Below are 25,247 nucleotides of genomic sequence, written 5' to 3'. Positions count from 1 at the left end.
CCTCCCGCCCGCCCTCAAACGGGCCAAAGCAAGGGCCAGGGCCACCTGCGCATCATCGCCGGCGAGTGGCGCAGCCGCCGCCTGGCGGTGCCTGAAGGCGACGGCCTGCGGCCAACGCCTGACCGCGTGCGCGAAACCGTGTTCAACTGGCTTGCGCCTTACATCGAAGGCGCCCGGGTGCTGGATGCCTTTACCGGCAGCGGTGCTCTGGTGCTCGAAGCCTTGTCTCGCGGCGCCGAAGATGCCGTGGCCCTGGACAGCAACCCAGCCGCCATCAGCAACCTCAAGGACAACCTCGAGCTGCTGCGCTGCCCACGCGGGCAGATCCTGCAGACCGACGCGCTGCGCTACCTGCAAAACCCGGCCAAGCAGCAGTTCGACGTCGTGTTCCTCGACCCGCCCTTCCATCAGGACCTGCTGGCCAACACCTGCAACCTGCTGGAACAGAACCAGTGGCTGCGTGAACAGGCGTGGATCTACACCGAAAGCGAGACCGCGCCCTCGGCCTTGCAAATGCCCGGTAACTGGCGCTTGCACCGCGAGAAAAAGACCGGCCAGGTGCATTACGCGCTTTGGCAGCGCGGCTGACCGCCCGACTGCGCGCCGGTTTACTGTGTTGGCGTAATTAGTTACAGCACAGTAACCGGCGCCATGGCTGAAGCTGCTCCTTCGTTTCTTGCAGGAGCACTTGCGCCATGTCCGAACACCCGTTGCGCGGTGTTGCCAGGAACAACAGCCTGGCCGCGCTACTCACCAATACCACCTATCAGCCGCAAGCGGATGACCACCTGAATACCTACATCGAGCGCTTGACCCAGCTGCCGGCTATCGACCAATAGCGCAGGTACAGGGGCAGCGTTTCATGGCACTCTAGGCAGGCACATCACGAGTCGCCCAGCATGCCCAGCCTCACTGCCCATTTTCGCCCGGCCGTCGGCCTGTCCAATCCGCACCTGCAAACCTTATGGGGCCCGCTCTGGCGCAAGCTGCCAGCGCTGCAGCGCGACCGCGAACGGCTGTGGCTGGCCGATGGCGATTTCATCGACCTCGACTGGCATGGCCCGCACCAGGCGGATGCGCCGCTGGTGCTGGTGCTGCACGGGCTGACCGGGTCTTCCCACTCGCCTTACGTCAAAGGCCTGCAGCAAGCCCTGCAGGGCCGCGGCTGGGCCAGCGTGGCGGTGAACTGGCGCGGTTGTTCGGGCGAGCCGAACCTGCTGCCGCGCAGCTACCACTCCGGCGCCAGCGAGGACCTGGCAGAAATCGTCGCGCACCTGCGCGCCCAGCGCCCATTGGCGCCACTTTATGCAGTGGGTTATTCGTTGGGTGGCAATGTGCTGCTCAAATACCTGGGCGAAAGCGGCTCGGCCAGCCAGCTGGAAGCTGCGGTCGCGGTGTCGGTGCCGTTTCGCCTGGACCAGTGTGCCGACCGTATCGGCCAGGGTTTTTCGAAGGTCTACCAGGCCCATTTCATGCGCGAGATGCTGGCCTATGTACAGCTCAAGCAGCGCCACTTCCGTGAGAAGGGCGAACACGAGCGGCTAGCAGCCCTGCAACGGCTCGGGCCCCTGACCAAACTGCGCACCTTCTGGGACTTCGACGGCAGGGTCACTGCGCCGCTCAATGGTTTCAACGATGCGCACGACTACTACCGCCGCTCATCGAGCCGCTTCTTCTTGGGCGAGAACCGCACGCCGACCCTGATTATCCACGCCAGCGACGATCCATTCGTGTCCAGCCACAGCTTGCCCTTGGCAAGCGAACTGGCAGCGCAGACGCAGTTTGAACTGCACAATCGCGGTGGCCATGTGGGTTTTGTCGATGGCAGCCTGCGCAACCCGGGGTATTACCTGGAACGGCGGATTCCGCAGTGGCTGGTAGAAGGCGCGTAGCAGCCGCCCGGGTCAATCCCCGGTCGCCACCCCACGCGCCGGATCATTGATCCACTCGCTCCACGACCCTGCATACAGCCGCCCCAGTGGATAGCCCGCCAGTGCCAGGGCAAACAGATTGTGGCAAGCCGTCACCCCCGACCCGCAGTAGGCCACCAACTGCTCTGGCGAGCGCCCCGCCAACTTTTCGGCAAACCGTTGCTTGAGTGCGTCGGCCGGTAGAAAACGCCCGTCGCCCCCCAGGTTGTCGGTAAACGCCGCGCACTGCGCACCAGGAATGTGCCCAGCAACCGGGTCGATCGGCTCGACTTCACCGCGAAAGCGCGGCAAGCCTCTGGCGTCGATCAACGTCAGCCCCGCATCGCCCAAGTGCTTGGCCAAGTGCTCGGCATCGATCAGCAACGTGTTATCCGGCTCACCTGTGAACGTACCCTCGCGCTTGAGGGGTGGGTCCAGGCTCAACGGCAGGTGCGCTGCATGCCATGCCTTGAGGCCGCCATCGAGGACCGACACGCCACTGCGCTTGCCCAGCCAGGCCAGCAACCACCAGGCGCGGGCGGCAAATGCACCGGGGCCGTCGTCGTAGAGCACCACCTGGCTGTCATTGTCCAGCCCCCACTCGCGCAGGCGCTCAACCAGCCGCCCCGCATCCGGTAATGGGTGGCGCCCCGTGCGTCCCTTGCTTACCGGGCCACTGAGGTCGCGCTCAAGGTCGGCGAAGTGGGCCCCGGCAATATGCCCCTCGGCATAGCTGCGTTGGCCATAGTCCACATCCTCGAGGGCAAAGCGGCAGTCGAGGATCACCAGATCGGGCGAGCCCAGACGCTCGGCCAACTGTTGCGGGGTGATCAATTGCGCAAGGGGCATGACTATCTCCTGATCGATGGCACGCGTGCCCTGGTTTACAGTTCCAGGGCCTGGTTGAACGGTACATGGAATTCCTGGCACAGCGCGTCCACGGCATTGCGGGCGTCAACGGTGACGAAGCCGAGCTCCAGCACCAGTACCTGATAGACGCCGCGCTTGAAGGCTTCTTCACCCAGGTGCGCGGAGTGCTCACGCGTGGTGCTGAGAAAACGCACCCATGACGTCAGCACGATCCAGGCGTTGATGGTCAGCGACTCGATCTGCGCCGGCGCCATGGCCAGGATCCCCGCGTCGACAAAGCCCCGGTAAATCGCCTGGCCCTGGCGCAGGCAGCGCTCGGAAAACCGCCGATAGCGCGCGGCCAGCTCGGGGTCGCTGTCCAGCAGGTGTTCCAGGTCGCGGTGCAGGAAGCGGTAGTTCCACATCGCCGCGAGCAGGGCCTTGAGGTAGAAACGCTTGTCTTCCACCGTTGCGGCTCGCCCTTGAGGCGGGCGCAGAAAACTGTCCACCAGCGCTTCGTACTGGCTGAACAACAGGGCGATGATCGCCTGCTTGTTGGGGAAGTGGTAATAGAGGTTGCCGGGCGAGATTTCCATGTGCGCGGCAATATGGTTGGTGCTGACGCTACGTTCGCCCTGCTGGTTGAACAGCTCCAGGCTGTTCTGCACGATGCGCTCTCGGGTCTTCATGCGCGGGGCCATGCTCAGCTCCCAGTCTGCGGGCCTTGGTCAAAGGGTCATCTTACGGCTTATCCGCTGTGGAATGCACCGCTCGAACCCCAGGAAAAATTCGCACCATGGTACCGATTAGAGTATAGGCTCTAGGGACTCCCTCGCCCGGACTCGCGCCGATATGACCTCGCCCGTTGCCTTGTCTCCTGTGCATTCCGACCTCGACTTGACGGCGAGGTTCGCCGCTCAACGCCAGGCTTTTGCCGGCAACCCCACGCCACCGGCGGCGCAGCGCCGCCAGTGGTTGAAGAGCCTGCGCGAGGCACTGCTGGTGGGCCAGGCGCAACTGATCGAAGCCATCGACCAGGACTTTGACGGCCGTAGTGCCGACGAGACCTTGCTGGCTGAACTGCTGCCCTCGATCCAGGGCCTGCGACACGCCGAAAGACATTTGCAACGCTGGATGCGCCCCAGCCGGCGCCGCGTAGGCCTGGCCTTCCAGCCCGCCAGCGCGCAGGTGCACTACCAACCCTTGGGGGTCGTCGGCATCATCGTGCCGTGGAACTACCCGTTGTTTCTCGCCATCGGCCCGCTGACCTGCGCCCTGGCAGCGGGCAACCGGGTCATGCTCAAGCTCAGCGAAGCAACGCCGGCCAGTGCCCAGGCACTCAAGCAGTTGCTGGCGCGCGTGTACCCCGAAGACCTGGTCAGTGTGGTGCTGGGTGAGGTCGAGGTTGGCCAGGCCTTTGCTCGCCTGCCGTTCGACCACCTGCTGTTCACCGGCGCTACCAGCGTGGGCCGCCAGGTCATGCTGGCTGCGGCCCACAACCTGACCCCGGTGACCCTGGAACTGGGCGGCAAATCGCCGGCCATCGTCTCGGCCAGCGTGCCGCTGGACAGCGCGGCCGAGCGCATTGCCTTCGGCAAGACCCTGAACGCCGGCCAGACCTGCGTAGCCCCCGACTACGTGCTGGTGCCGCGCGAACGGCTGCAGGCCTTCAGTGACGCTTACCAAATCGCCGTTCGGCGCCTGTACCCACATATCGCCGATAACCCCGACTACACCGCCATCATCAACCCGCGTCAGCTGCAGCGCCTGCAGCACCTGCTGGACGACGCCCGCGACCAAGGCGCCGAGGTGCTCGACCTGTACCCTGGCGAACCCCGTCAGGGGCGACGCCTGCCCCCCCACCTGCTGCTAGGGGTGAACGATGGCATGCAGGTGATGCAGGACGAAATTTTCGGCCCGCTGTTGCCGCTGGTGCCCTATGACACCCTCGACCAAGCCTTGGCCTACATCAACCAGCGCCCACGCCCCCTGGCCCTCTACTACTTCGGCTACGAGCGCACCGAGCAGGAGCATGTACTGCGCCACACCCACTCCGGTGGCGTGTGCCTGAACGACACCCTGCTGCATGTCGCCCAGGACGACCTGCCCTTTGGCGGCATAGGGCCTTCCGGGATGGGGCACTACCACGGCCACGACGGCTTCCTGACCTTCAGCAAAGCCAAGGCGGTGCTGGCCAAGCAACGCCTGAACGCTGCCCGCCTGATCTACCCGCCTTACGGCAAGGCCTTGCAGCGCCTGGTCTACAAGCTGTTCATCCGCTGAGCCCTGGCCCATGCAGCGCCGCGACCTGCTCCGTTTCAGCCTGGGAACCAGTGCGTTCCTCGCCACCACCAGCCTGGTCGGCTGCACGGCGCAGTCGCCCGCCACCGGCTACCGGGCACTGCGCGACGACGACCTGCCCCTGCTGAGCGCGCTGATCCCGGTGGTGCTTGCCGGCACCCAGGCCGTCGATGGGCTGGTGCTGCACAGCCTTGATCACAAACTGGCGGCGCTGTCGCCAGAGATGCTCAAGCTCACCCGGCAATTGTTCGACGTGCTCAGCCTGCCGCTGACCCGTGGCCCCCTGACCGGTATCTGGGGCGCCTGGCAGCAAGCCAGCGCCGAGCAGATCAACGCGTTTCTGCAACGCTGGCAGGGCAGCTCGCTGAACCTGCTGCGCATGGGCCATGCGTCGCTGCTGCAACTGCTGCTGATGGCCTGGTACGAACGCCCGGAAGCCTGGGCGGCCTGCGGCTACCCAGGGCCACCGAAGATCTGACCACAACAAGAGCACCGCCAATGCCTGTAATCGACCCGTTTCGCCAAGGCCTCGAACGCGGCTGGATCACCCACGACGGCTCGCGCCTGGCGAATGATCTGACCCTGCAAGCGGACATCGCCGTGATCGGCAGCGGCGCGGGCGGCGCCACCAGTGCGCAGTTGCTCAGCGCCGCCGGGTTCAAGGTATTGCTGATCGAAGAAGGCCCACTGAAGACCAGCAGCGACTTCCACCTGCTGGAGAGCGAGGCTTACGCGAGCCTATATCAGGAGGGCTTGGGGCGGATGAGCAAGGATGGCGCCATCACCATTCTGCAGGGCCGCGCCGTGGGCGGCACCACGCTGGTCAACTGGACTTCGAGCTTTCGCACACCGCCACAGACCCTGACCCATTGGGCCCAGGAGCACCAGGTCAGCGGTTTGAGCAACGAAGCATTAGCCCCCTGGTTCGAACGCATCGAACAGCAGCTGGGCATCAGCCCCTGGGCCTTGCCGCCAAATGCCAACAACGAAGTGCTGCGCCGTGGCTGCGAACAGCTCGGCTATCGTTGGGCGGTGATACCGCGCAATGTGCGCGGTTGCTGGAATCTTGGCTATTGCGGCATGGGCTGCCCGGTCAATGCCAAGCAGTCGATGCTGGTGACCAGCATACCGGCCACCCTCGACCACGGTGGCGAGCTGCTGTACCTAGCCCGGGCAGAGCGCTTTGAGCACGACGGCGAACGCATCGCCGGGTTGCAGTGCAGTGCCCTGGACGCCAACGGGATAACCACCACCGGCAAGCAGATCAGCGTAAGCGCCCGGCACTACATTCTGGCCGGGGGCGGTATCAACAGCCCTGCCCTGTTGCTGCGTTCCAACGCCCCCGACCCGCACGCGCGCCTGGGCAAACGCACCTTCCTGCACCTGGTCAACTTCAGCGCGGCACGTTTCAACGCCCGCATCGACCCCTATTACGGCGCCCCGCAATCAATCTACAGCGACCATTTTCAATGGGTGGGCGGCAGCGACGGCCCGATCGGCTACAAACTCGAAGTGCCGCCCCTGCACCCGGCCCTGGCCAGCACCCTGCTGGGCGGGCATGGCAACGACAATGCCCAGCGCATGGCCGAGCTGCCGCACACTCACGTGATGCTGGCGTTGCTGCGCGATGGCTTCCACCCCCAAAGCCAGGGGGGCGCCGTCGAGCTGCGCGGCGATGGCTCACCGGTGCTGGATTACCCAATCAACGATTACCTGCGCGACGGTTTGCGTCGCGCCTACCGCAGCATGGCGCACATCCAGTTTGCCGCCGGTGCCACGCGGGTACTGCCGGTGCACGGCGATGCCCGCTACGCCAGCAGCCTGAGTGAAGCCCTGACGATGATCGACGAGCTGTCACTGGCGCCGTACCGCACACGCCTGGGCAGCGCCCATGTGATGGGCGGCTGCGCCCTCGGCGAAGACCCGCGTCAGGCGGTGTGCAACAGCTTGGGCCAGCACCACCAACTGGAAAACCTCTCGATTCACGACGGCTCGCTGTTCCCCACCAGCATCGGCGCCAACCCGCAATTATCGGTTTACGCCCTCAGCGCAAAGCTCACCGATGCCCTGATCACCCGCCTGGCACACAACGCATGACAACAAATGCACCCACTGTCTATAGTGCCATCAGCCGGCCGCACGACTTGGCCGGGCGCAATCGCTGCGCTACCATCCGACTCCCCAACGCACTCCAGCCAGGATGACGCGATGAACCGAGTGTTGTACCCGGGTACTTTCGACCCCATTACCAAGGGCCATGGCGATCTGGTCGAGCGCGCCTCGCGGCTGTTCGACCATGTGATTATCGCGGTGGCGGCCAGCCCCAAGAAAAACCCCCTGTTCCCGCTGGAACAACGGGTGGCGCTGGCCCGTGAGGTCACCAAGCACCTGCCCAATGTCGAAGTCATCGGCTTCTCTTCCCTGTTGGCGCATTTCGCCAAGGAACAGGGCGCCAACGTCTTCCTGCGCGGCCTGCGTGCGGTGTCCGACTTCGAGTACGAGTTCCAGCTGGCGAACATGAACCGGCAACTGGCCCCCGATGTCGAGAGCCTGTTCCTGACGCCTTCGGAGCGCTATTCGTTTATTTCCTCGACGTTGGTCAGGGAAATCGCGGCATTGGGCGGCGATATCAGCAAGTTCGTCCACCCCGTGGTGGCAGAGGCGCTGACCGAACGCTTCAAGAAGTAACGCCTGATCGCCTGAATATCGCGCCCGCGTGCACTGCGGGCGCGAATGCGGCACAATTGTGCCCATTGCGTTGAACATGCCCGGGCGGTGAGCCCCGGCCGGAGTCCCCATGTCCCTGATCATCACCGACGATTGCATCAACTGCGACGTCTGCGAACCCGAGTGCCCGAACGAGGCCATCTCCCAAGGCGAAGAGATCTACGTGATCGACCCTAACCTGTGCACTCAGTGCGTGGGCCACTACGACGAGCCGCAGTGCCAACAGGTCTGCCCGGTCGACTGCATCCCGCTGGATGAAGCGCACCCGGAGACCGAAGAGCAACTGATGGCCAAGTATCGTCTGATCACTGGCAAGGCCTGAGCCCTGCGAATGGGCCGCCAAGCGGCCCCGATTCAGCGCTGGCAGCGCGGGCAAAACACACTGGCCCGCTGCCCAAGCTTCACCTCGCGCAAGGTCGTGCCACACAGCTTGCACGGCATGCCACCCCGCCCGTAGACGTACAGCTCCTGCTGGAAGTACCCCGGCTGCCCATCCCCGCCAATGAAGTCGCGCAAGGTCGTGCCGCCCTGCTCGATGGCCGCCGCCAGCACCCGCTTGATCTCGATGGCCAGCTTCAGATACCGCGCCCGCGATATACCGCCTGCCTCCCGGCGTGGGTCGATGCCTGCGGCAAACAACGCTTCGGTGGCGTAGATGTTGCCCACACCGACCACGATCGCGTTGTCCATGATGAACGGCTTGACCGCCATCGAGCGCCCGCGCGACAGCTGGAACAGGCGTTCACCGTCGAACAGGTCGGTCAGCGGCTCTGGCCCCAGACGCAGCAGCAGCTCGTGGTTGAGCGGGTCGAGGCTCCAGAGCATGGCGCCGAAACGGCGCGGGTCGGTGTAGCGCAGCATCAGCCCCGACTCCAGCTCGATGTCGACATGCTCGTGCTTGGCCGCCGGCAAGCCCAGCTCGACCAGGCGCAAATTACCCGACATGCCCAAATGGCTGATCAAGGTGCCGACCTCGGCATTGATCAACAGGTACTTGGCGCGCCGCTCGACGCTGACGATACGCTGCCCCGACAGGCGCACATCCAGGTCTTCGGGGATCGGCCAGCGCAGGCGCCGGTCACGCACCACCACGCGACTGACCCGCTGGCCTTCCAGGTGGGGCGCGATGCCGCGCCGGGTGGTTTCTACTTCGGGTAGTTCCGGCATGTGTCAGTGCCCGCCCAGCTCTCGGATATTCTGCTTGAGGTTTTCGAAGTCGTAGTCCGACAAGCCAATGTAGTCGAGCACCAGCGGCCCCACCACCTCCCACTCGTGGTCAACGCTCTGGCTGCCCAGCACGCGGTAGGACGCGCAGATGTGCTCGGCCATCTTCAGCACCGCCAGCAGGTTTTTCAGCTGGCTCTGGGTATTGCGCGACGACTCGTCGCGGAACACCGCCAAGGCATTGTGGTGGTTGGCGATGGCCGCAGTGAGGTGCTCGGGCAGACGCCAGGATTTGGCGGTGAAATACCCCACTACCGAGTGGTTGGTATTGAACGCACGGTTTTCCGTATCGACCACACGGGTTTCGCCGTCGGCCTTGGCGTAGGCCTCTTCCAGCACCTCCATGTAGTTGGGGAAGCGCTTGAGCATCAGCGGCACGCCGCAATCATGGAACAGCCCAAGGGTGTAGGCCTCGTCCGCCAACTGCATGCCGGTGCGCTTGGCCAAGGTCAGGCAGGTCATTGCCACATCCTGCGCGGTGTCCCAGAAGCGGTTCAGGGTGACGATGGTCTCGTCGCTCATTTCGCCTTTGATCGACTGGGCGTTGATCAAGTTGATGATCGAACGGCTGCCCAGCAGGTTCACCGCACGCTGGATCGAGCCAATTTTGTTGGAGAGGCCGAAATGCGGGGAGTTGACCAGCTTGAGCAAGGCGCCGGACAAGCCCGGGTCCTGGGAAATCAGCTTGGCGATGGTTTCCAGATCCGGGTCAGGCATGTACTGCTCGAACTGCAGGTCAACCATGATCTGCGGTTGCGGCGGGATGGTAATGCCTTGCAAGGCTTGCTGGATCTGTTCGGCGCTGAGTTCTTGGGACATGCGTACACACTCGTTGAGGACGGCGAATTCTAACACCGGATCGTCTGGCTTTACGGCTGGCCAGCACTTTGTCGCGCCCAGCACCGCAGCAAGGGCCAACACGGTATACTCCCGCTCTTTTTTCCCGGAGCGACGTCATGTCCCTGCCCAGCCTTCGCCTCAAAGCCAATGCCGACCGCCGCCTGCGCGCTGGCCACCTGTGGGTCTACAGCAATGAAGTCGACGTCGCCGCGACCCCGCTGCAAGGCTTGCAGGCCGGCCAGCAGGCGGTCCTCGAGGCCGCCAACGGCAAGCCGCTGGGCATCGTGGCGCTGAGCCCGAACAACCTGATCTGCGCGCGCCTGCTGTCGCGCGACGTCAAGCTGCCACTGGACAAGTCGCTGCTGGTGCACCGCCTCAACGTCGCCCTGTCGCTGCGTGAGCGCCTGTTCGACAAGCCGTGCTACCGCCTGGTCTACGGCGACTCCGACCTGCTGCCAGGCCTGGTGGTCGACCGTTTCTTCGACATCCTCGTGGTTCAGCTGGCCTCGGCCACCATGGAGCTGCACAAGGACGACGTGATCGCCGCCCTGGTCCAGGTGCTCAAGCCAAGCGGCATTCTGTTCAAGAACGATTCCGCCGCGCGTGATGCCGAAGGCCTGCAGCGCTACGTCGAAACCGTTTACGGCGAAGTGCCGGACTGGGTTGCACTGGAAGAGAACGGCGTGCAATTCGAGGCCCCGGTACGTGAAGGGCAAAAGACCGGCTGGTTCTATGACCACCGCATGAACCGCGCCCGCCTGGCCCCCTACGTCAAAGGCAAACGCGTGCTCGACCTGTTCAGCTACATCGGTGGCTGGGGCGTGCAGGCCGGCGCATTTGGCGCCAGCGAAGTGTTCTGTGTGGATGCCTCGGGCTTCGCCCTGGACGGCGTCGAGCGCAACGCCGCACTCAACGGCATCAGCGAGAAAGTGACCTGCATCGAAGGTGACGTGTTCGAGGCCCTGCGCGAGCTGAAGGCCGCCGAAGAGCGCTTCGACGTGATCATTGCCGACCCACCCGCGTTCATCAAGCGCAAGAAAGACCTGAAAAACGGCGAAGCGGCCTACCGCCGCCTCAACGAACAGGCCATGCGCATGCTCAACAAGGACGGCATCCTGGTGAGCGCCTCGTGCTCCATGCACCTGCCCGAAGATGACCTGAACAACATCCTGCTGACCAGCGCCCGTCACCTGGATCGCAATCTGCAACTGCTCGAGCGCGGCGGCCAAGGCCCGGACCACCCGGTGCACCCGGCCATTGCCGAAACCCGCTACATCAAGAGCATTACCTGCCGGTTGCTGCCAAACAGCTGATGCACTGCCCTGGGGCCGCCTTGCGGCCCCAAAGGCACATCAGATACCCAGCACGTACGAAGCAATCCCGAAATACACCAGCACCCCCGCCGCATCGGCAATCGACGTCACCAACGGCCCGCTGGCAGTCGCCGGGTCGAGCTTGAGCTTGGTGAACATGAACGGCAGGCTCATGCCGATCAGGCTACCCAGCAACACGATCACCAGCATGCTGCTGGCAACGATGATGGCCACGTCCATCCCACCGCGCAACGCACCCAGCGATGCCACCGCCACCGCCATGGTGGCCCCCAGCGCCAACGCCACACCGCACTCGCGCCCCAGCATCCGCAGCCAGTCACGCATCACCACCTCGCCCGTCGCCAGGCCCCGCACCATCAAGGTCGCCGACTGCGCCCCGGCATTGCCACCGCTGTCCACCAACAGCGGCAGGAAGAACACCAGCACGATATGCGCGGCAATGGTCTCTTCGAACGCGGCGATGCCCGCCCCCGAAAACAGGTTGCCGAACACCAGCAGCACCAGCCACAACACCCGCTTGCGGTACAACAGGCTGACCGTGGCATCCCGCAGGTTGCCCACGTGGTTGGTGATGGATGCGCCCTTGTGGAAGTCCTCGGTGGCCTCATCGACCACCACGTCGAGCGCATCGTCGCACGTCACCAGCCCCACCAGACGCCCGCCCTCGTCCAGCACCGGCACGGCCAGCAGGTCGTGCTGGCGTATCAGACGGGCCACCTCTTCCTGGCGGGTCGCGGTACACACGCAGATGACCTTGTGCACCATGATCTGCTCGATCGGCTGCTCGGGGGCGGCCAGGATCAGCTCGCGCAAGGACAAGGTACCGCGCAGGTTGCGCTGCTCATCAAGGACATAGGACTGATAGATCGTTTCGGCATCGGCGGCCTCGCGGCGCAGCATGTCGATGGCCTGGCTGGCAGTGAGGCCGGCATCGAGGCACGAGTATTCGCTGGTCATCAGGTAACCGGCCGTGCCTTCGCGGTAGCCGTGCGGGTGCAGCAGGTCGTCGCGACGCGCCTGGGCGGCCTGGCGCAGGTCGAGGGGGGAAACGCAGAGATCGGAAGAGTGTTGCATGAGGTTCTCCAGGCGCCGACGCAGGCACCTGCAAACCTCAGCCACCCGGGCTCAAGCCTTCGCAGGCCCTGGCGGCGACGCGCTCAGTGCCAATTTACGAGTTCGGTATGAACTGAAACTGGGAAGGTCCATTGAGGGTGTATCTCGTGAAGCCGCACATGCGGCGGGCGGATCATAGTCAGCCTGGGCCGGCGGGTCAGCCCTTGAAGCGCCGTTTCGGAAGGGTCCTACAAACTACCGGCTATTCGGCCAAAGCCACCGCCCAGACACATCGCCATTCCCTCGCCGCGCCAGCGGTGTAGAATCGGGCTATTCATCGCCAGTCATCCCCGGCGGGTTTATGAGCTCTGGTCGAGCACGCGGCGATCCCGTGGTGTCTTCGGCCCCATCCGTGCCAGTGGCAACCGGCCTAAGGCGCATAGGACAAGAGAAGCTCACTCCCCTTTTTGTGACCTGATTAAGCCGCCAGGAGTGCTTCATGCCTGATTATCGTTCCAAGACTTCCACCCAAGGCCGCAACATGGCCGGCGCTCGTGCCCTGTGGCGCGCCACCGGGATGAAGGACGAAGATTTCAAGAAACCGATCATTGCCATCGCCAACTCGTTCACCCAGTTCGTCCCGGGCCACGTGCACCTGAAGGACCTGGGCCAGCTGGTTGCCCGCGAGATCGAGCGCGCCGGTGGCGTGGCCAAGGAATTCAACACCATCGCGGTCGACGACGGCATCGCCATGGGCCACGACGGCATGCTGTACTCGCTGCCTAGCCGCGAGATCATCGCCGACGCCGTGGAATACATGGTCAACGCCCACTGCGCCGACGCCATCGTCTGCATCTCCAACTGCGACAAGATCACCCCCGGCATGCTGATGGCCGCCCTGCGCCTGAACATCCCGGTGATCTTCGTCTCCGGCGGCCCAATGGAAGCCGGCAAGACCAAGCTGGCCAGCCACGGCCTGGACCTGGTCGACGCGATGGTCATCGCCGCCGACTCCTCGGCCTCCGACGAGAAGGTCGCCGAATACGAGCGCAGCGCCTGCCCGACGTGCGGTTCGTGTTCCGGCATGTTCACCGCCAACTCGATGAACTGCCTGACCGAAGCACTGGGCCTGGCCCTGCCGGGCAACGGTTCGACCCTGGCCACCCACTCCGACCGCGAGCAGCTGTTCCTCACGGCTGGCCGCACCATCGTCGAGCTGTGCAAGCGCTACTACGGTGAGAACGACGCGTCGGTGCTGCCGCGCAGCATCGCCAACTTCAAGGCGTTCGAAAACGCCATGATGCTCGACATCGCCATGGGCGGTTCGACCAACACCATCCTGCACCTGCTGGCCGCGGCCCAGGAAGGCGAGGTGGCGTTCGACCTGCGTGACATCGACCGCCTGTCGCGCGTGGTGCCGCAGCTGTGCAAGGTGGCGCCGAATATCCAGAAGTACCACATGGAAGACGTGCACCGCGCCGGCGGCATCTTCAGCATCCTCGGCTCGCTGGCCCGTGGCGGCCTGCTGCACACCGACCTGCCGACCGTGCACAGCCGCAGCATGGAAGAAGCCATCGCCAAGTGGGACATCACCCAGACCGACGACGAAGCGGTACACACCTTCTTCAAGGCCGGCCCGGCGGGCATCCCGACCCAGACCGCGTTCAGCCAGTCGACCCGCTGGGAAACCCTCGACGACGACCGTGAAAACGGCTGCATCCGCAGCTTCGAGCACGCCTACTCGCAAGAGGGCGGCCTGGCCGTGCTGTACGGCAACATCGCCCTCGACGGTTGCGTGGTGAAAACCGCCGGTGTCGACGAGTCGATCCACGTGTTCGAAGGCAGCGCGAAGATCTTCGAGAGCCAGGACAGCGCCGTGCGCGGCATCCTCGCCGACGAAGTGAAGGCCGGTGATATCGTGATCATTCGCTACGAAGGCCCGAAAGGCGGCCCGGGCATGCAGGAGATGCTCTACCCGACGTCGTACCTGAAGTCCAAAGGCCTGGGCAAGGCTTGCGCCCTGCTCACCGACGGTCGCTTCTCGGGCGGTACCTCAGGCCTGTCGATCGGCCACGCCTCGCCGGAAGCCGCCGCTGGCGGCGCCATTGGCCTGGTGCGCGACGGCGACAAGGTATTGATCGACATCCCCAACCGTTCGATCAACCTGCTGGTCAGCGACGAAGAGCTGGCTGAGCGCCGCGTCGAGCAGGACAAGAAAGGCTGGAAACCTGTTGAAGTGCGCCCGCGCAAGGTGACCACCGCCCTCAAGGCCTACGCCCTGCTGGCGACCAGTGCCGACAAGGGTGCGGTACGCAACAAGGCGATGCTCGACGGGCTGTAAGGCTTTCCAGCGTTCGAAAAACCGGCGCCCTGTGCGCCGGTTTTTTTATGCCTGACGGATCAAAACCAGCGCCGAGCGACGAGAGCAACTACCTTGCTTACAAGTCTGCGCCGACCCTGGCAACACATTGGCGCAACTGCACCAGCAGCAGGGCAACCGAGCGTTTCGGTTTCGCCGCCGCTGTCAGCACAAACTGCGCATGGGGCAAGGGCGGCAGCGTTGGCACTTCCAGCAGCCCTGCGGCCAGGGCGGCCGTGCGAGTGACCGGTGTTACCCCAAGACCGCCGCTCACGGCTGTCATCAAGCCTCCGGCACTTGGGCTCTGGCAGACGATACGCCATTGCCGCCCCGCGCGCGCCAGCGCCTCGATGGCAGCAGCCCGATAGGGGCACTGGTCAGAAAACACGGCCAAGGGAACAGCGGTGGACTCATCATCTGCAAGCAGCGCCAGCGGCCCTCTCGCCCAGACCAGCGGCTCGGACCACAACACCTCACCAGGCTCATCACCGTTGCAGCGGCTACCCAGGACAAAATCCAGCCCACCGGACTGCACCAGCGGGAGCAACTCCCCGGTCAGGCCGACTTTCAGCACAAGCTCAGTATCCGGGTGAGCGACCGAGAATCGGCGCAGGCAGTCGATCACCGGCGCCTTGACCATCTCCTCGCTCAAGCCCACGAGCACAGTACCTGAAACCCGCCGCCCCACACCAAGGCTTGCACGGGCATCGTCATGCAGCGCCAGGATGGTGCGGGCATAGCCTGCCAACCGCGCACCTGCTGGCGTCAGGCTGACCGAGCGGGTGGTGCGCTCCAGCAACTTGTGCCCGGCTTCGCTCTCGAGCCGCCGAATGTGCGCGCTGATCGCCGATTGCGTCAGGTGCAGCCGCTCGGCAGCACGGGTAAAACCACCGCTGTCGGCAACGGCAAGCAGGCTACGCAGAAGGACAGTATCAAACACGAATTGATCACCTATCTCACTCAATGAGGCGAGCATACGTTATTTCTATAATGGTTCATCCTCAATCAGACTTTGCGCAGCCCGCCTGTGCACTCAAGCACCAGCGGACATGTCATCAACGCTGCCAAGGAGAAGCACCCGTGGTTGAACGTGTCTTGTATGTGTGCGCCTCACCGAGAGGAGAGCGTTCGGTTTCCGCTCAGATTGCCGAAGTCTTTCTGTCGGCGCTGGCAGAGCGCAAAGCCATAGAGGTTGACCGCCTGGACCCTTGGGAATGCGCGCTGCCCGAGGTGGATGGCGACCTGCTTGCGGCCAAGTACGCAGGGCTTGCCGATGCCCCGCTTTCACCCGCGCAAACCGCTGCATGGGCCCAGATCACAGCGCTCGCCAAACGCTTCCATCGGGCGGATACGTTGCTGTTCAGCGTGCCGCTGTGGAATTTCGGCATACCGTACAAGCTCAAGCACCTGATTGACGCGATTTCGCACAAGGGCGTTCTGTTCACCTTCGACGAGCAAGGCTTGAACGGCATGCTGGGCGGGCGCCGGGCGGTGGCCATCTACACCCGCGGACTGGGGTATGGCCCCGACTCGCAAACGCCCGACCAGGCGTTTGGCCTGGAAAAACCCTTCCTCGATGCGTGGTTCCGCTTTGTCGGCATCAACCGGGTGCACAGCATCGTGGCCGAACAAACGCTAAGCCCTGCGGGCGCCAGCGTCCGTGCCAGCGCCCTCGTAGAAGTGAGCTTGCTGGCGCGCAACATCGATCAGGCACAGGCCCGCACCATCATCGTCGGCCGCAGCGGCTGAGGTGCGCCCCGTTACTGGATCTGCTCCGGCGTGACGATCACCCAGTTCTTGTCAGCCGTCACCGGCAGCCCTTCCTTGGCCTGGGCGGCTGCATGCTTGGCGATCATCCCGTTGAGTTGGTCCATGTACTTGGCCTTGCGGTTTATCCACAGGTGGATGCCCCCCTTGCCCACATCCACGCCGTGGAACTGCATGTAACCATCGCTGGTCGGCGTGTCGCCGCCGACCAATACCGGTTTCTTCCATTCATCGATGTAGGTGAGGATCGCCGCCTGCTTGCCTGCCATCCACGTTGCCGGTGTCCACAGGTACGGCGTCAGTTCGAGGCCTTCATTGGCCTTGGGGTCATAGTGGCCGGCGCCAATCTGCTTGCGCGCCGTGGTCAGCTGGCCGCTGGCGCGGTCTTTGAGCAGCAGGCTGACACCAATGACATTCTGCGGCTTCACGTTGTAGCCGTACTTCGGGTCGGACGCGACCATGCGTACCAGTTCTTCGGAGGCGGCAGAAATTACATACACCTCGATGCCATTCTCCATCAGCTTGTTGAACAGCTCGGCCTGGCCGGTGAAGACCTTGGGCGGCTGCACCTCGATGGCCTTGACCTGGTCACCTTCGAAGTAGGTGCTGGGCACGGGCTTGCCCGAGGCCATCAAGGCATCGACCTGGGCCTTCAGCTCTTTCAGGGTAAAGCCCGAGAACACCTGGGCCACCCACGGGTAGCAGACCATGTCGTCGATTTCGCACAGGCGGTAGTAGTAACTGAACAGGCTTTCCTTGTGCTCGGCCGTGTCCTTGAACGGGATCAACTTCAACGAAGGGTCGAGCTTGTCGCGAGTCAGCAGGCCCTGGTTCTCCATGAACGGCAGCAGCGCCTCTTCAAGGTCGTGGCGGTAGCTGGTGTTGTCCATGTCGAACACCGCGTAGTTACCTTTGTTGGCGTTGGCGGCGATCATGCTGTCGAGCTGTTTGGCGGCCTCGGCGGGCCAGTGCTTGAGTTCGGTGGCCCAGGCCTGGACACTGAACAGCAGGGAAAGACCGACGGCGAAGGCTTTCGGAGCAAGCTGCATGTACGAATCTCCTGAAATGACCAGGCAACGCTAGCCCAACATGCCGCACCCGCCAGCCCTGACAACGACGCCCAGGCAGCTTGAAACGTCGTGTTCATTGCTTTTTGCGACACGCCGTTATTCCATTAACGACTAAGCAAATTCCATTTGGGTATAAATTCGTTTGTTTTCAGGCTGTTAGCATTTCCGTTCGCAATCGCTCACAGAGGCGATGCCTCTTCTGTTCTTGTTGGAGCTTCAATGAACCTGCCGCTGTCACTCAACCTGCTGGCGTTCCTGGCCCTGTTGCTGGGCCTGGCACAAACCCGCCATACCCAATGGAGCCTGGCCAAGAAAGTCTTGCTGGGCCTGGTGCTGGGCGTGGTATTCGGTTTGGTCCTGCACACGATCTATGGCGCTGGCCACCCGGTACTGAAAGCCACCATCGCCTGGCTCGACCTGGTCGGCAACGGCTACGTCGGCCTGTTGCAGATGATCGTCATGCCGCTGATCTTCGCTTCGATCCTCAGCGCGGTGGCGCGCCTGCACAATGCCTCCTCGCTCGGGCGCATCAGCGTGCTGAGCATCGGTACCCTGCTGCTGACCACGGCCATCGCCGCGCTGATCGGCATCGCCCTGACCAACCTGTTCGGCCTCACTGCCGACGGCCTGGTGGCGGGCGTGCAGGAAAGCGCCCGGCTGCAAGCGATCCACAGTGACTACGCGGGCAAGGTCGCCGACCTCAACATCCCTCAACTGCTGCTGTCGTTCATCCCCAGCAACCCGGTGGGCGACCTGGCGCGGGCCAAGCCGACCTCGATCATCAGCGTGGTGATCTTCGCCGTGTTCGTCGGCCTGGCCGCCCTGCAACTGATCAAGGACGATGCCGAAAAAGGCGAGCGCGCCCTGTCGGCCATCGACACCCTGCAGGCCTGGGTGATGCGCCTGGTGCGCGTGGTGATGAAGCTCACCCCCTATGGCGTGCTGGCCTTGATGACCAAGGTGGTGGCCAGCTCCAACCTGGACGACATCCTCAAGCTGGGCAGCTTTGTGGTGGTGTCGTACATCGGCCTGGGGCTGATGTTCATGGTGCATGCCCTCATCCTGGCTGCGACCGGGGTAAGCCCGCTGCGCTTCTTCCGCAAAGTGTGGCCGGTGCTGACGTTCGCCTTCACCAGCCGCTCCAGCGCCGCCAGCATCCCGCTGAATATCGAAGCACAGACCCGCCGCCTGGGCGTGCCGCAATCGATCGCCAGCTTCAGCGCCTCGTTCGGCACCACCATTGGCCAGAACGGTTGCGCTGGGCTGTACCCGGCGATGCTGGCGGTGATGGTCGCCCCGGCGGTTGGTATCGACACCTTTGACCCGCTGTGGATCGCGACCCTGGTCGCCATCGTCACCCTGAGCTCGGCCGGGGTTGCCGGGGTTGGCGGCGGTGCCACCTTCGCCGCGCTGATCGTGCTGCCGGCCATGGGCTTGCCGGTCGAGTTGGTGGCGCTGCTGATTTCGGTGGAGCCGTTGATCGATATGGGGCGAACGGCCCTGAACGTGAATGGTTCGATGACGGCTGGGGTGGTTACCAGCCAGCTGTTGAAAGAGACCGACAAAGGTGTGCTGGCCGATGATCAGCATGCAGAGTTGAGCCATAGCTGAGATGGCTAGGGGCTGCTTCGCAGCCCCACACTCTCAAACCCTTTCCCAAACGTCGAAATGGTAAGCCGGCCCAGCCCCTTCAGGCGCCTGCGGCTCACTCGATACCCGCCGCCACTGGTGCTCGTCGAACGCCGGGAACCAAGCATCGCCCTCAGGCGATAGCTCCACACGGGTCAGGTACATGCGGCTCACCAGCCCCTTCTCCAGCGCCTGCCCATACAGTTGCGCACCGCCAATCAGCATCAACTCATCGACGCCCTGCTCGCGCGCCCACTGGTCAGCCCGCACCAGCGCAGCTTCCAGTGACGCAAACACCTCGGCGCCAGGCAGTTGCAGCCCCGGCTGGCGGCTGACCACGATATTCAACCGCCCCGGCAATGGCCGGCCCAGCGAGTCCCAGGTCTTGCGCCCCATGATGATGGGCTTGCCCAGGGTCGTGGCCTTGAAGTACTTGAAGTCCCCCGGCAGGTGCCAGGGCATGGAATTGTCGATGCCGATCACGCGGTTCTCGGCGAGGGCCGCGATCAGGCTGAGAGGGAGTGTGCTAGTCATGCTGGCGAGGATAGCAAACCCGCCGTGGGTTATGCTTCTGCCCTGACCTGTGCAATGGAAGACCTTGTGACTGGACCGACGCCACTGGATAAACGCTGGCTCACCGAAGCGGTGCGCCTGCGCGAGGAACACGCCGGCCCCCTGGAAGACCAGGAGGCCAACCGCCGCGCCCGCCAAGTCGGCGGCGACCTGGCGGCCCGTATCGAGACCCGTGCGCTGTTGCTGGCCGAACGCGACGGCATGGCGACTGCCCTGCGGCACTGGAAACAGGGCGCACGCCTGGCACTGCTGGCCCTGCTGATCGTCGCTGCCTTCAGCGGCGCGGGCCTGGCCTTCGCGGCCCTGGGGGACGGCCAACGCGCGGTGAATGTGTTCTGGGCGCTGGGCAGCCTGCTTGGGCTGAACCTGCTGATGTTGCTGGGCTGGGCGATCGGCCTGGGCCTGAGCGGCGAACACGGCGCAGGCCTGGGCCGCCTGTGGCTGTGGCTGAGCGAACGCTTTGCCCGCGATGCCAAGGCCGCGCACCTTGCGCCGGCGCTGCTGGTGCTGCTGCAGCGCCAGCGGCTGAACCGCTGGCTGCTGGGCGTGCTGGTGCACGGCTTGTGGCTGCTGGCGATGAGCACAGCGCTGGGCATGCTCCTGGTCTTGCTGGCTACCCGGCGCTATGGCTTTGTCTGGGAAACCACCCTGCTCGCCGCCGAACCGTTCATCCACCTGACCCAGGCGCTCGGCGCCCTGCCTTCGCTGCTGGGCTTTGCGGTGCCGGACGAAACCCTGATCCGCGCCAGCGGCGACACGCTGCCGGCCCTGGACCTGGCGCGCCAAGCGTGGGCCAGCTGGCTGCTCGGCGTGGTGCTGGTGTATGGCCTGCTGCCGCGCCTGCTGTTGGCCGGGTTGTGCCTGTGGCGCTGGCGTCAGGGCCGCGCGCGCCTGGCGCTGGACCTCAGCCTGCCCGGCTACGCAGCCCTGCGCGAAAGCCTGATGCCCCGCAGCGAACGCATCGGTGTGCAGGATGCCGCGCCCGAAACCTTGCCCCACTTCGCTGCCGGCCAACTGGAAAGCGGCAGCAGCGGTGCACTGCTGGTCGGCCTGGAGCTGGACGACCAGCGCCCTTGGCCGCCCGCCCTGCCCAGGAACGTGACCGATGCCGGTGTGCTCGATAGCCGCGAGTCACGCAACAAGCTGCTCGAACAACTGAGCCGCTTTCCGCCTGCGCGCCTGGCCATCGCCTGCGACCCGCGCCGCTCCCCCGACCGCGGCAGCCTGGCGCTGCTCGCCGAACTGGCACGCAATGCCGGCGCCACCCGTATCTGGTTGCTGCAGGCGGCGCCAGGTCAAGCCCTGGATGCCGAGCGCTTGGGCGACTGGCACGAAGCCCTGGACCGTCTCGGCCTGCCCCACGCCGACACCTCGCCCCTGACCTGGCTGGAGCATGGCCATGACTGAGCCGCTGAAACTGGCCGTGGTCGGCCATACCAACGTTGGCAAGACCTCACTGCTGCGCACCTTGACCCGCGATGTGAGCTTTGGCGAGGTGTCTCACCGCCCCAGCACCACGCGCCATGTGGAAGGGGCGCGCCTGTCGGTGGACGGCGAGCCGTTGCTGGAGCTGTACGACACCCCCGGCCTGGAGGACGCCATCGCCCTGCTCGACTACCTTGAGCGGCTGGAGCGCCCGGGCGAGCGCCTGGACGGCCCGGCCCGTCTGGCGCGCTTCCTTCAGGGCAGCGAGGCGCGCCAGCGCTTCGAGCAGGAGGCCAAGGTGCTGCGCCAGTTGCTGGCCAGCAATGCTGGCCTGTATGTGATCGATGCCCGCGAACCGGTGCTGGCCAAGTACCGCGACGAGCTGGAAGTGCTGGCCAGCTGTGGCAAGCCCCTGCTGCCGGTGCTCAACTTCGTAGCCAGCAGCCAGCACCGCGAGCCCGAATGGCGTGAAGCCCTCGCCCGCCTTGGCTTGCACGCCTTGGTGCGGTTCGACAGCGTGGCGCCGCCGGAAGACGGCGAACGCCGCTTGTACGAAAGCCTGGCCTTGCTGCTGGAAGACGCTCGCCCTGCCCTGCAACGGCTGATCGACGACCAGCAGGCGCAACGCCAGGCCCGCCACCACAGCGGTAAACGCCTGATCGCCGAGCTGCTGCTCGATTGCGCCGCCTGCCGGCGCAGCGTGGTGGCCGAGCCTGCTGCCGAAGCCAAGGCCATCGAAGCGCTGCGCCAGGACGTGCGCCAGCGCGAGCAGCGCTGTGTCGAGGCGCTGCTCAAGCTGTACGCCTTCCGCCGTGAGGACGCCCATGCCAGCGATTTGCCGTTGCTGGACGGGCGCTGGGGCGATGACCTGTTCAACCCCGAGACCTTGAAGCTGCTGGGTGTGCGCCTGGGCAGTGGCGTTGCGGCGGGTGCTGCGGCGGGTGCCGGGGTCGACCTGCTGGTCGGCGGCCTCACCCTTGGCGCCGCCGCCCTGGCCGGGGCCATCGCCGGCGGAGCGCTACAGACGGCACGCAATTATGGGTCGAGGTTGATGGGCAAGCTCAAGGGCCAGCGCGAGCTGACCGTCGACGATACGGTGTTGCGGCTGTTGGCGCTGCGCCAGCAGCAGTTGATGGTGGCCCTGGACAATCGCGGGCATGCGGCGCAAGACAGCATTCGCCTGGGCGAACTGGATGAGAAGGCCTGGCGCGAGGGCAAGTTGCCTGAGGCCTTGATCAAGGCGCGGGCGCATCCGCAATGGTCGACGCTGAACCCAGGGGCACGGGTGAATCAGGCAGAACGGCAGGAGCAGTTGGAGGCGTTGGTTTTGCAGATTTGAGTGTTGTGAGTGGGCGGGAGGTGCATACCTTGAGGGGTGTAGCGCCTCAAGGCATGCACCTCCCAGCCCCTACGCCCTCACTGCTGCGCCACCTTCTCCGATTTGCCGTCATAGCGCTTGCGCCACTCGGCAAGAATCTCGTCGCGGTGCTTCGAAGCCCAGGCAAAGTCGTTCTTGATCAGACGCTGCTCGTAATCCGCTGGCAACTCGGTCTGCGGCTTGGCAATCCCCGGTGCAGCCAGCACCGCGAAGTTCTCCTTGTACAACTCCATCGCCGCGGGGCTGGCCGAGAAGTCAGCCAGCCGCCTGGCCGCATCGGCCTTTGGCGTGCCCTTGATCACTGCCGTCGCCTCGATCTCCCAGCCCAGCCCCTCTTTCGGCAGCACGATGTCCAGCGGCGCCCCCTGGCGCTTGAGCTGCACGGCCGGGTATTCGAACGAGATACCAATCGGGAACTCGCCCGCGGCCGCCAACTTGCACGGCTTGGAACCCGAATGAACGTACTGGCCGATGTTCTGGTGCAAGGCGTCCATATAGGCCCACCCCTGCGGCTCGCCAAAGGTCTGCAGCCAGGCGCTGACATCCAGGAAGCCGGTACCGGACGAGGCCGGGTTAGGCATGACGATCTTGCCCTTGTATTCAGGCTTGGCCAGGTCCTGCCAGCTTACCGGCTTGCTCAGGCCCTGCTTTTCGGCCTCGATGGTGTTGAAGCAGATGGTCGCGGCCCAGACGTCCATGCCCACCCATGCCGGCGGGTTGGCGGCGTCGCGGTAGTTCGCCGAAATCTTGCCCAGGTCCTTGGGCGCATAGGCGTCGAGCATGCCGTTCTGGTCGAGGATGGCCAGGCTGGACGCCGCCAGGCCCCAGACCGCATCGGCCTGCGGGCGGTCTTTCTCGGCCAGCAGTTTGGCGGTGATGATGCCGGTGGAGTCGCGTACCCACTTGATCTCGATGTCTGGGTTGGCCTTTTCGAAGGCCTGCTTGTAGGTCTTGAGCTGCTCGGCTTCCAGCGCGGTATAGACCGTCAGCTGGGTCTCGGCGGCCGAAGCCTGCAGGCTGAACACGGCAGAAACGGCAGCGGCAAGTGCAAGGTGCTTGAACATGGTGGGGTTCCTTACAGGTCAGGCGGTCGCGGCGCGTTGGCGCCAGGCTTGGGAGCGGCGCAGCAGGCCGCGCGAGGCTGCGGCCAGCAGCAGTGAAGCGCTGGCACTGGTCAGCAGAATCAGGGTCGACATGGCGGCAGCACCGCCGACGTTGCCCGCGTCGTCCATGTTCAACACGGCGACGGCGGCAAGGATGGTGTCGGGGCTGTACAGGAAGATCGCCGCCGACACGGTGGTCATCGCCGAGACGAACAGGTAGCGAATGATGTCCAGCAGCGCCGGCAGGCAGATCGGCACCGTCACCCGCAGGAAGTGCCGGTACAAGGGCGCCTTGAGCGACAACGCGGCGGCCTCGAACTCGCCATCGAGCTGGCGCAGGGCGGTGGTGGCGGTCATCTGCGCGGTGGTCAGGTAGTGGGCGATGGTGCAGATGACCAGCAGCCCCATGCTGCCGTATAGCACATGCAGCGGGTTGCCGCTGAGGTTGAAGAAGAACACGTAGCCCAGGCCCAGCACCAGGCCCGGCACTGCCATGGGGATGAAGCTGAGCAAGCGCAGCGCCTGGTTGAGCAGGCGTTGGCCCTGGGTCTTCTCCATCAGGTAGGCACCGCTGAAGATCACGACGCTGCCGATCAGCGCCGTGCCGATCGCCATGGTCACGCTGTTGCGGTAGGCCAGCCAGCCACCACCGGCAGTGTCCTCGAACATGTAGTGCTTGAGCGACAGCGAGAGGTTATAGGGCCAGAACGTGACCAGCGACGAATACACGGCCATGCCGATCACCAGCAACAGGGCCGCGCAGACCAGCACGACGATGGCCAGGAAGCAGGCATCGCGGCGGCGCGAGGGCTTGGGCTCGAACACTTGCGCACGTCCACTCATGGCCTCGCCCTGGCGCCGGCGCAACCAGGCATCGACGGCAAAGCTCAACAGTGCCGGCAGCAGCAAGACCATGCCGATCAGTGCGCCGCGGCCAAACTGCTGCTGGCCCACGACAGCTTTGTAGGCTTCCAGGGCCAGCACCTGATAGTCGCCGCCGACCACGACCGGGACACCGAAGTCAGTGATGGTCAGGGTGAACACCAGGCAGAAGGCCGCGAACACTGCCTGGCGTGTGGCAGGCCAGGTAATGCTGGAAAACGCCCGCCAAGGCCCGGCCCCCATGCTGGAGGCAGCGTCGAACAGGCGTGCATCGGCCAGCGACAGGGCTGACAGCAGAATCATCAGCGCATGCGGGAAGGTGTAGATGGCCTCGCCCAGCACGATCCCCCAGAAGCCGTAGATGTTGTCGCTCAGCAGCCCGCGCAGCAGGCCCTGGTTGCCGAACAGGTAGACCAGCGCAATGGCCGGCAGCATCGACGGCGCCAGCAGCGGCAGCAACGAGATACCCCGCCACAGGCCCTTGGCCGGGATCAGGGTGCGCTGCAAGGCGTAGGCGAACAGGTACGCCAGCGGTACCACGATGGCGGCAACGGTGAGCGCCACCGACAGGCTATTGCCGAGCAGCCAGTGGAAGCCCTCGCTGGTGAACAGTTCACGCGCAGCCGCCAGGCCGCCACCCTGGCCAGCCTCACCGCTGAAGCCGCGCCAGAAGATCGCCAGCAGCGGCATCAGCACGGCCAGCACCAGCAACATCAGCAGCAACCACTTGCCACCGACGACGAACAATCGGTCACCGCGGGCGACGCCACGTTCGGACGCAGCCTTAGCCTGGGCCAGCGGCAGGGACATTGGCGCGGCCATC

General features: G+C 64.7%; 24 protein-coding genes. 14 read left to right on the top strand and 10 right to left on the bottom strand.

The window, feature by feature from the left end:
• From rsmD to HU770_RS18230, 3 genes are all read left to right on the top strand, one after another.
• Positions 1–588 (top strand): 16S rRNA (guanine(966)-N(2))-methyltransferase RsmD (rsmD, locus tag HU770_RS18240; RefSeq protein ID WP_238347473.1); only part of this gene is annotated, 588 nt, incomplete at its 5' end.
• 107 nt (positions 589–695) lie between these two features.
• The gene (locus HU770_RS18235) at positions 696–839 is read left to right on the top strand and encodes a hypothetical protein (protein WP_186664713.1); all 144 of its coding nucleotides are present in this window, start codon (positions 696–698) and stop codon (positions 837–839) included.
• Between the two features lie 60 nt (positions 840–899).
• Positions 900–1,892 carry a hydrolase gene (locus HU770_RS18230; protein WP_186657881.1) on the top strand — a complete coding sequence of 331 codons (993 nt, stop codon included), beginning with the start codon at positions 900–902 and terminating at the stop codon, positions 1,890–1,892.
• 12 nt (positions 1,893–1,904) lie between these two features.
• Here the strand turns inward: HU770_RS18230 and HU770_RS18225 are convergent, their stop codons facing one another.
• Complete coding sequence (locus HU770_RS18225) at positions 1,905–2,759, bottom strand: sulfurtransferase (RefSeq protein WP_186664711.1); 855 nt, start codon at positions 2,757–2,759, stop codon at positions 1,905–1,907.
• Between the two features lie 35 nt (positions 2,760–2,794).
• Positions 2,795–3,460 (bottom strand): TetR/AcrR family transcriptional regulator, encoded by a 666-nt coding sequence (locus tag HU770_RS18220; RefSeq protein ID WP_033702040.1) that lies wholly within the window; start codon positions 3,458–3,460, stop codon positions 2,795–2,797.
• Between the two features lie 151 nt (positions 3,461–3,611).
• Between HU770_RS18220 and HU770_RS18215 the strand changes: the two genes are divergently transcribed.
• The 5 genes from HU770_RS18215 to HU770_RS18195 all read left to right on the top strand — a co-directional run bounded on the left by HU770_RS18215 (position 3,612) and on the right by HU770_RS18195 (position 8,109).
• Entirely contained in the window at positions 3,612–5,042 is a 1,431-nt protein-coding gene (locus HU770_RS18215) for a coniferyl aldehyde dehydrogenase (RefSeq protein WP_186664709.1), read from the top strand.
• 10 nt (positions 5,043–5,052) lie between these two features.
• Positions 5,053–5,538: a twin-arginine translocation pathway signal protein gene (locus HU770_RS18210; protein ID WP_186664707.1), complete on the top strand. Its 486-nt coding sequence runs from the start codon at positions 5,053–5,055 to the stop codon at positions 5,536–5,538.
• Positions 5,539–5,558: 20 nt separating this feature from the next.
• A complete protein-coding gene (locus tag HU770_RS18205; protein WP_186657874.1) occupies positions 5,559–7,157 on the top strand; it encodes a GMC family oxidoreductase in 1,599 nt (532 codons plus the stop codon).
• A gap of 111 nt (positions 7,158–7,268) precedes the next feature.
• Complete coding sequence (gene coaD, locus HU770_RS18200; protein WP_016489662.1) at positions 7,269–7,748, top strand: pantetheine-phosphate adenylyltransferase; 480 nt, start codon at positions 7,269–7,271, stop codon at positions 7,746–7,748.
• Positions 7,749–7,857: 109 nt separating this feature from the next.
• Positions 7,858–8,109, top strand: a complete 252-nt coding sequence (locus HU770_RS18195) for a YfhL family 4Fe-4S dicluster ferredoxin (protein ID WP_027592315.1) — start codon at positions 7,858–7,860, stop codon at positions 8,107–8,109.
• Between the two features lie 32 nt (positions 8,110–8,141).
• Here the strand turns inward: HU770_RS18195 and mutM are convergent, their stop codons facing one another.
• Together mutM and HU770_RS18185 are read right to left on the bottom strand one after the other, a co-directional pair.
• Positions 8,142–8,954: a bifunctional DNA-formamidopyrimidine glycosylase/DNA-(apurinic or apyrimidinic site) lyase gene (gene mutM / locus HU770_RS18190; protein WP_033702045.1), complete on the bottom strand. Its 813-nt coding sequence runs from the start codon at positions 8,952–8,954 to the stop codon at positions 8,142–8,144.
• A 3-nt stretch (positions 8,955–8,957) separates the two neighbouring features.
• Positions 8,958–9,776: an HDOD domain-containing protein gene (locus tag HU770_RS18185; RefSeq protein WP_186657891.1), complete on the bottom strand. Its 819-nt coding sequence runs from the start codon at positions 9,774–9,776 to the stop codon at positions 8,958–8,960.
• Positions 9,777–9,967: 191 nt separating this feature from the next.
• Between HU770_RS18185 and HU770_RS18180 the strand changes: the two genes are divergently transcribed.
• Complete coding sequence (locus tag HU770_RS18180) at positions 9,968–11,164, top strand: class I SAM-dependent rRNA methyltransferase (protein WP_186664705.1); 1,197 nt, start codon at positions 9,968–9,970, stop codon at positions 11,162–11,164.
• Between the two features lie 39 nt (positions 11,165–11,203).
• Here HU770_RS18180 and mgtE read toward each other — a convergent pair whose 3' ends face one another.
• On the bottom strand, positions 11,204–12,259 hold the full coding sequence (gene mgtE / locus HU770_RS18175) for a magnesium transporter (protein WP_186664703.1): 1,056 nt from the start codon (positions 12,257–12,259) through the stop codon (positions 11,204–11,206).
• Positions 12,260–12,737: 478 nt separating this feature from the next.
• Here mgtE and ilvD point away from each other — a divergent pair, with 478 nt between their 5' ends.
• Entirely contained in the window at positions 12,738–14,579 is a 1,842-nt protein-coding gene (gene ilvD, locus HU770_RS18170; protein ID WP_186657855.1) for a dihydroxy-acid dehydratase, read from the top strand.
• A gap of 97 nt (positions 14,580–14,676) precedes the next feature.
• On the opposite strand, the gene HU770_RS18165 is transcribed toward ilvD, so the two are convergent.
• Positions 14,677–15,537, bottom strand: coding sequence for a LysR family transcriptional regulator (locus tag HU770_RS18165; RefSeq protein WP_186664701.1), 861 nt, complete (start codon positions 15,535–15,537; stop codon positions 14,677–14,679).
• Between the two features lie 140 nt (positions 15,538–15,677).
• Between HU770_RS18165 and HU770_RS18160 the strand changes: the two genes are divergently transcribed.
• Positions 15,678–16,346, top strand: a complete 669-nt coding sequence (locus HU770_RS18160; RefSeq protein ID WP_047582164.1) for an NAD(P)H-dependent oxidoreductase — start codon at positions 15,678–15,680, stop codon at positions 16,344–16,346.
• An 11-nt stretch (positions 16,347–16,357) separates the two neighbouring features.
• Here the strand turns inward: HU770_RS18160 and HU770_RS18155 are convergent, their stop codons facing one another.
• On the bottom strand, positions 16,358–17,413 hold the full coding sequence (locus tag HU770_RS18155) for a haloacid dehalogenase-like hydrolase (protein WP_186664696.1): 1,056 nt from the start codon (positions 17,411–17,413) through the stop codon (positions 16,358–16,360).
• A 240-nt stretch (positions 17,414–17,653) separates the two neighbouring features.
• On the opposite strand from HU770_RS18155, the gene HU770_RS18150 reads away from it, so the two are divergent.
• Positions 17,654–19,045 carry an L-cystine transporter gene (locus HU770_RS18150; protein ID WP_186664694.1) on the top strand — a complete coding sequence of 464 codons (1,392 nt, stop codon included), beginning with the start codon at positions 17,654–17,656 and terminating at the stop codon, positions 19,043–19,045.
• A 33-nt stretch (positions 19,046–19,078) separates the two neighbouring features.
• On the opposite strand, the gene HU770_RS18145 is transcribed toward HU770_RS18150, so the two are convergent.
• Positions 19,079–19,597: a dihydrofolate reductase gene (locus tag HU770_RS18145; RefSeq protein WP_033702055.1), complete on the bottom strand. Its 519-nt coding sequence runs from the start codon at positions 19,595–19,597 to the stop codon at positions 19,079–19,081.
• 54 nt (positions 19,598–19,651) lie between these two features.
• Between HU770_RS18145 and HU770_RS18140 the strand changes: the two genes are divergently transcribed.
• Together HU770_RS18140 and HU770_RS18135 are read left to right on the top strand one after the other, a co-directional pair.
• Positions 19,652–21,043, top strand: coding sequence for a DUF2868 domain-containing protein (locus tag HU770_RS18140; protein ID WP_186664692.1), 1,392 nt, complete (start codon positions 19,652–19,654; stop codon positions 21,041–21,043).
• Positions 21,036–22,400 carry a GTPase/DUF3482 domain-containing protein gene (locus HU770_RS18135; RefSeq protein ID WP_186664690.1) on the top strand — a complete coding sequence of 455 codons (1,365 nt, stop codon included), beginning with the start codon at positions 21,036–21,038 and terminating at the stop codon, positions 22,398–22,400. The genes HU770_RS18140 and HU770_RS18135 overlap by 8 nt, the downstream gene beginning before the upstream one ends.
• Positions 22,401–22,477: 77 nt before the next feature.
• Here the strand turns inward: HU770_RS18135 and HU770_RS18130 are convergent, their stop codons facing one another.
• Together HU770_RS18130 and HU770_RS18125 are read right to left on the bottom strand one after the other, a co-directional pair.
• On the bottom strand, positions 22,478–23,503 hold the full coding sequence (locus HU770_RS18130; protein ID WP_033702058.1) for a putative 2-aminoethylphosphonate ABC transporter substrate-binding protein: 1,026 nt from the start codon (positions 23,501–23,503) through the stop codon (positions 22,478–22,480).
• Positions 23,504–23,521: 18 nt separating this feature from the next.
• Positions 23,522–25,246 carry a putative 2-aminoethylphosphonate ABC transporter permease subunit gene (locus HU770_RS18125; protein WP_095063914.1) on the bottom strand — a complete coding sequence of 575 codons (1,725 nt, stop codon included), beginning with the start codon at positions 25,244–25,246 and terminating at the stop codon, positions 23,522–23,524.
• Position 25,247 lies beyond the last annotated feature (1 nt).

Source organism: Pseudomonas sp. SWRI68, assembly GCF_014269165.1.
Classification (GTDB): Bacteria; Pseudomonadota; Gammaproteobacteria; order Pseudomonadales; family Pseudomonadaceae; genus Aquipseudomonas; species Aquipseudomonas capeferrum.
Note: the sequence above shows the minus strand (reverse complement) of the source record. Positions and strands in the feature narration are given on the sequence as shown.